At 57.9% G+C, this 5675-nt stretch carries 6 protein-coding genes and 2 pseudogenes; all 8 read left to right on the top strand.

The window, feature by feature from the left end; all coding sequences use genetic code 11:
• Positions 1–775: pseudogene (locus tag WA989_RS17730) on the top strand (hypothetical protein); the annotation flags it as partial.
• Positions 772–1533 (top strand): hypothetical protein, encoded by a 762-nt coding sequence (locus WA989_RS17725; RefSeq protein WP_424341801.1) that lies wholly within the window; start codon positions 772–774, stop codon positions 1531–1533. The pseudogene WA989_RS17730 and the gene WA989_RS17725, both read left to right, overlap by 4 nt.
• Entirely contained in the window at positions 1530–2258 is a 729-nt protein-coding gene (locus WA989_RS17720; protein ID WP_424341800.1) for a hypothetical protein, read from the top strand. The genes WA989_RS17725 and WA989_RS17720 overlap by 4 nt, the downstream gene beginning before the upstream one ends.
• Positions 2255–3019 carry a hypothetical protein gene (locus WA989_RS17715; protein ID WP_424341799.1) on the top strand — a complete coding sequence of 255 codons (765 nt, stop codon included), beginning with the start codon at positions 2255–2257 and terminating at the stop codon, positions 3017–3019. Before WA989_RS17720 ends, WA989_RS17715 begins: the two co-directional genes overlap by 4 nt.
• Complete coding sequence (locus WA989_RS17710; RefSeq protein ID WP_424341798.1) at positions 3016–3804, top strand: hypothetical protein; 789 nt, start codon at positions 3016–3018, stop codon at positions 3802–3804. The genes WA989_RS17715 and WA989_RS17710 overlap by 4 nt, the downstream gene beginning before the upstream one ends.
• Positions 3801–4571 carry a hypothetical protein gene (locus WA989_RS17705; RefSeq protein ID WP_424341797.1) on the top strand — a complete coding sequence of 257 codons (771 nt, stop codon included), beginning with the start codon at positions 3801–3803 and terminating at the stop codon, positions 4569–4571. Before WA989_RS17710 ends, WA989_RS17705 begins: the two co-directional genes overlap by 4 nt.
• On the top strand, positions 4568–5350 hold the full coding sequence (locus tag WA989_RS17700; protein ID WP_424341796.1) for a hypothetical protein: 783 nt from the start codon (positions 4568–4570) through the stop codon (positions 5348–5350). The genes WA989_RS17705 and WA989_RS17700 overlap by 4 nt, the downstream gene beginning before the upstream one ends.
• Positions 5347–5675, top strand: a pseudogene (locus tag WA989_RS17695) (hypothetical protein); the annotation flags it as partial. The gene WA989_RS17700 and the pseudogene WA989_RS17695, both read left to right, overlap by 4 nt.

The following is a 5675-nucleotide window of genomic DNA, read 5'->3' as shown; positions in this document are numbered from 1 at the left end:
CATGATCCTTCAGCGCCTCGCCACCTCCATCCGCAAGCAGGATTGGGTCACCGTCGCCATCGAGACGCTGATTGTGGTGCTCGGGGTCTTCCTCGGTATCCAGCTCGGCAACTGGAACGCGGCACGGGCGAGCCATCAACTCGGTGAGGACTATGTTGAGCGTCTGACCGAAGATCTTCGAAGAGACCGGTATGGTGCCCGTCATATCGCCGATTATTATCGCGAAGTCATGGTCGCCGTCATCGAAACGGACCGGCTGCTTTCAACGGAAAATCCCGACCCCAGGGAATTGGTGATCAACGCCTACCGGGCAACCGAGATCGCCCAATGGCCTCAGAGCAGGTCAACCTGGGAGCAGATCGTATCCTCTGGTCATCTTGGTCTGTTGCCGCAGGGATCCACCATGGACGCGCTCAACCTGTATTTCGGATATAACCAGTCGCAGGCCTCCTACCTTGTCATGGAGAACTCCGAATACCGGAAGACCGCGCGGTCGGTCATTCCGATTCAAATTCAAGAGGAAATCAGGGCGGGCTGCAGCGACGTCCTCGATGAAGTCGGCACACCCACTGGCTTTGCCGATCCATGCGTGGTGAATGTGCCACCGGAAGCCTTTGCTTCTGCTGCCCAGCTTCTGAAATCAGACATCCGGATTCGCGAAACGCTTGGCTACCAGTATTCCGAGCTGAGCACCGCGTTGAATAATCTCACGGCGACGGTCGATTATATTGATGGTGCGCTTGAGGCACTGGCAGACGAGGACGGATTGCAATGATCCTCCAGCGCCTCGCCACCTCCATCCGCAAGCAGGACTGGTTCATCGTCGCAGTGGAAACGCTGATCGTCGTGTTTGGCGTCTTTCTCGGTTTGCAGGTCCAGCAATGGGCGCTCGATCGGGACCGCCGGGACAGCGAAAGCGCCTATCTCGTTCGTCTTCATGAAGAGACGGTTCAGCTGCTCCATCGGCGCGCGACCTATGACCAGAGCCGCACGACTTTTTCCGCCGACCTCGTCGCCGCGGTCAGGATCTTGCAGGACACTTCTGCCAATCCCGCCCTGTCCAAGGCCCAGTGCGACGCCATTGCCGGCTCATCTCACACCACCGTTCCCCCGGTCGACCTTCCAACCATCACCGAATTGCTCTCGACGGGCCGGCTCGGTCAGATCAGCTCTCAGGCGATGCGTACCAGCATTCTGAACCTCACGCAGGATGCGGCCAGTGCCCGCGATCTCATTCAGCTCATCAGCGAGGAAAACCAGAACCTGGGCCGCGCCTTTCCGGCCCTCATGCGCTACAAACTCGGCGCTCCAACCTTCGAGCAAGACGATTACTGGCTCAGTCCCGATTGCGACACTGACGGCATGCGGGAAGACCCGGCTTTTCTGAACGCGCTGATCGACAACACTTACATGTACAATGTCTATACCGGGCGAGGAGTCCTGCCAGTTAGCCAACGTGTAAAGGAATTGCATGACGTCCTCGACGAGACGCTGAGCATAGACCATGCGAACGAAGAAGGGGCGCAGCCATGATCCTCCAGCGCCTCGCCACCTCCATCCGCAAGCAGGACTGGTTCACCGTGGTGATCGAGACGCTGATCGTCGTGCTCGGCGTCTTCATCGGTCTTCAGGTCAATAACTGGAACGAGGCGCGCCGGGATCGCGATCAGGCAACGGCCTTGCTGGAACGTCTTGAAAGGGATTTTCAGGAGATGCGTGCACTCGCGGCCGGACAGAACCGCAGATTTTACGAGAATACTGTCAAACTTGATGAATTGCTGACCCGGATTGAAGACGAGCAGGACCCGGTCTCTGATGCAGAGGCGGGCCAGTTATTGAATGACGCAATGTTCTTCGCCCTTCCCCAGACGACGCCGATCAGCTTTCAGGAGATGCTCTCGGCTGGACGATTGGCACTTTTGGGCGATACGGACCTCAGCGTGGAGCTGCGCGAATATGCTGAGACGGCCAGGACGATTGAGGGTGGCTCAAATCTTATTGCAGCGGACTACGTGGTTATCGTTCGCGAGCTTACGCCGTACTTCACCATCGTTCGGGCACCTGATGAAATCAGCTTACAACTCGTTTCCGACATTGACAGTCTGAACGTGGCAGAGCTGCGCGAGGCCCCGAAGGGCCGTGCGCTCATCACCCAGCTTTATGTGAGCCACGCAAACATGCAGACGCTAACCGCCGGCCAGATCGCGTCGATTGACGAAGTGCTTGAGGCTATCGGAGCCTCAGGGGAAACGCCATGATCCTCCAGCGCCTCGCCACCTCCATCCGCAAGCAGGACTGGTTCACCGTCGTGATCGAGACGGTGATTGTCGTGTTTGGTGTTTATCTGGGTATTCAGCTGGGTAACTGGAACAAGGCCAACACGGACAAGGCAACCGAGCGCCAGATCCTGTCGCAGGTGCAGGCCGATGTCGAAGCGGCGGTTGAATTGAAGACTGAATGGCTGGCCTCAATCACGGCACATCGTCAAAAACTGATTGAAGCGATCGACATTGTTCAGAACGAGCCTGAAACAGACATGTTGGCCGATGAGGCGTGTCGCGCGATGTGGTCGTCTCACCTTCTGTTCTATCCGGTCGCGCCACTTGGCTCTCTGGATGAGCTTCTGGCCCGGGGCGGTCTTCACACGGCCAGGGCCAGAGCCTTGCGGCCAGCTTTGCTGACCTATCGCGATCATCGTGAGGTCATCCAGCAGCTCAACACGTCCCTGACCGGCCTTGCCAATCTGGGCGATACCTATAGCGAGGCCTTTCCGCGCCGCGTGATTTCGCCAGCCATTCGTGAGACGGCTGTGTTTGATCCAGCCGAAAAGCAGGCCTCACGGATTACCGATGCGACGTTTCAGACGACGTGCGTGCTTGACGTGATACGTGCCGATCAGACGATCCAGAACAAGCTGCTGAGTAATCTCGCACGCACGGATGGCGTTTTGCAGCGCGTCATCATCGAGCTTTCAGCGCTGGAGAAAATTGAGGCGGATTTACTGGAGACTGCCCCATGATCCTCCGCCGTCTCTCCACCGCGTTCCGCAAGCAGGACTGGTTCACGGTTTTCGTGGAGACGCTGATCGTGGTGTTTGGTGTCTTCATCGGTCTGCAGGTGAACAACTGGAATGAGGCGCGGCAGGACGCGGTCTCCGAGCGCCAAGTCTTCGAGCGCTTGCGCCTTGAGGCGGACCAGGCCGCCATCGCGCTGGTTGACCATCGTGCGGTTCACGCCAGCAACGCGGCGGACATCACTTCTTTGGTGGCGCGGATGAGGGACGAAACAGCGTGTTCGGACTACGACGATCCCAAAGCAGCGGCTTGGTTGCTCGGCGTTGGTGATTTCCCGGGCCCACGGTTCGATTTGCTGACCGCGCGTGAACTCTCTGCGACCGGCCGGGTCGCGCTTTTGAAGTCTAAGAATATACAGAATGATGTGCGCCAGATCATAACCGAACTGGATTTCATCGACGAACACTGGCGCCGCTACCTTCGCATCAAGCAAGACGCCGAACAGGTCTATCTCGCTGCAGGCTTCGTCATTAATCGATCAATAGTTGATGATATTGAAAGAGGGCAACCCTACGCCAAAATCATTGACGCATACGAATTCACGACGCCTGAGAACCTTTGTCAGAACGCTGATTTGATCGCCCTCGCGTCGAACGCGGCGCAAACTCAGGCCTTCTACGTCGCGTATCTTGATCAGCTGAGCGAGGCGCTTGAAGTCTATCAGTCGGAGCTGGCGGACTACTCAAACGGCAGATGGCCCTCGCTCTCCCGAAACGAGCAACCGCGATGATTCTGCGTCGACTGACAAATGCCTTGCGCAAGCAGGACTGGTTCACCGTCCTGATCGAGACGCTGATCGTGGTGCTCGGTGTCTTCCTCGGTCTCCAGCTCGGCAACTGGAATGCGGCGCACGCCGACCGTAACAGGGAGATGCAGATCGTCTCTGACATGCTCGCGGACATCGAGATCGACCGAAAACAGTACGCCAACGCCATGGCACTCTCTACGCGCCGGATCGCTGCTGTGACCGCCTCGCTCGAAGGCGCTGGCCTGCCTGCGCTCAGCTTCGAGTACGACCTGCCGAATGCCGATGCCGTCAGCTACAATTTCGATATTCTTGACCGTGCCAGCACCGAAATACTCGATCCGCAGCATCTCTGGACAAATGTAGTGGTCGGCTATTTCCCCACGCCGAGCACATCGACCTATGATGCCATGGTTGGCTCCGGCGAAATCCGGGTCATGCGCAATCGCGAGCTTGTCCGGTCGATCCAGCTTTACCGCAATCTGACGGAAAGCGTGGCCACTCAAAACGACAAACTGATTTCGATCCGTTCGGACACGATGAATATCGGTGCGCAATACGGCCTTGCGCCCTACCTGCCGGTCGACCCGGATGCGTATTACCGCCTGCTCGCCGATGAGCCGGACCTCGCCGCAATCACGCGCATCCTCGCCACTTTCACCATTTTCCATTACGGCGAGAACGAAAGCGCAGACCGGCAGGCTGCGCTGCTTCAGGCGCAGCTCGAGACCTATCTGGAGACCACCCAATGATCCTCCAGCGCCTTGCCACATCCATCCGCAAGCAGGACTGGTTCACCGTGCTCATTGAGACGATGATCGTGGTGTTCGGTGTGTTTATCGGTATTCAGCTTGGCAACTGGAATTCGGAGGGAGCCAATGCCAAGCTTGGCGAAGAGTATGTCAGCCTGCTCGCCCGCGAAACACAGGTGAACCTTGCAGGGACAAAGTCGCAGGCCGCCTATTACGATGCTGTCCTCGACAGCGTCATTCGCACAGACGAGTTGCTGCGCCAGACAGACCCGGACCCGCGTGATCTCATCGTCAATGCCTACCGGGGGACCGAGGTTTCCTACATCACCCCGGAACGGGCCACCTGGGACCAGAGTGTCTCCTCCGGCCATCTCAGCCTGTTGCCAAAAGACGCGGTTGAGTCCGGCCTTTCACAATTCTACGCCTTCGATACTGCGCAGGATATGTATCAGCTCGGTCTCGATTCCACTTACCGCGTCACCGCGCGGCAGATCATTCCCATGCATATGCAAATCGCGATGCGGGAGACGTGCAGCGATCTTCGAGACGATGAGGGGAATATCCTCGGCTTCATGGATAGCTGCGATTTCGACGCTGATCCTGCTGAGATAGAGGCCGTCGCACTCGCCCTTCGCAGCGACCCAGCCGTCGCTGCCACACTGACTTATCATTACTCCATGGTTGTATCGGCGAAACTCAACCTCGGCGGTGTTGCAACATCGCTGGAGGATGCCCTCGCGCGACTTGGTTCGCCCGTGACACCGGAGGCGGCCCCATGATCCTCCAGCGTCTCGCCACGTCCATCCGCAAGCAGGACTGGTTCACCGTCCTGATCGAGACGCTGATCGTGGTGCTCGGTGTTTTTCTCGGTATTCAGCTCGGCAACTGGAACGTTGAGCATGAACGGCGCGCGGAGGAAGTTGCCTACCTGACCCGGCTTCACGGCGAAGTTGTCGACCTGCTGGACACGCGGGCAGGGATTGTGGATCCGCGCGCCGATCGTTTCCTATACATGAAGAGCGCAGCCCTTCTCATATTTGGTGACGAGGACCGGCCGCTGAGCGACGATGAATGTGGGAGTCTGGCGTACAATCATTACATCTC

The sequence above is a fragment of the Henriciella sp. genome (genome assembly GCF_049649345.1).
In the GTDB taxonomy this organism is placed as follows: domain Bacteria; phylum Pseudomonadota; class Alphaproteobacteria; order Caulobacterales; family Hyphomonadaceae; genus Henriciella.
The sequence above is the reverse complement of the archived record's forward strand: the minus strand, read 5'-3'. Positions and strand labels throughout refer to the sequence as shown.

Excerpts from the sequence above, each read along its gene's own strand:
- WA989_RS17725 (WP_424341801.1), top strand. The coding sequence starts at position 772 with ATGATCCTCCAGCGCCTCGCCACCTCCATCCGCAAGCAGGACTGGTTC.
- WA989_RS17720 (WP_424341800.1), top strand. The coding sequence starts at position 1,530 with ATGATCCTCCAGCGCCTCGCCACCTCCATCCGCAAGCAGGACTGGTTC.
- WA989_RS17715 (WP_424341799.1), top strand. The coding sequence starts at position 2,255 with ATGATCCTCCAGCGCCTCGCCACCTCCATCCGCAAGCAGGACTGGTTC.
- WA989_RS17710 (WP_424341798.1), top strand. The coding sequence starts at position 3,016 with ATGATCCTCCGCCGTCTCTCCACCGCGTTCCGCAAGCAGGACTGGTTC.
- WA989_RS17705 (WP_424341797.1), top strand. The coding sequence starts at position 3,801 with ATGATTCTGCGTCGACTGACAAATGCCTTGCGCAAGCAGGACTGGTTC.
- WA989_RS17700 (WP_424341796.1), top strand. The coding sequence starts at position 4,568 with ATGATCCTCCAGCGCCTTGCCACATCCATCCGCAAGCAGGACTGGTTC.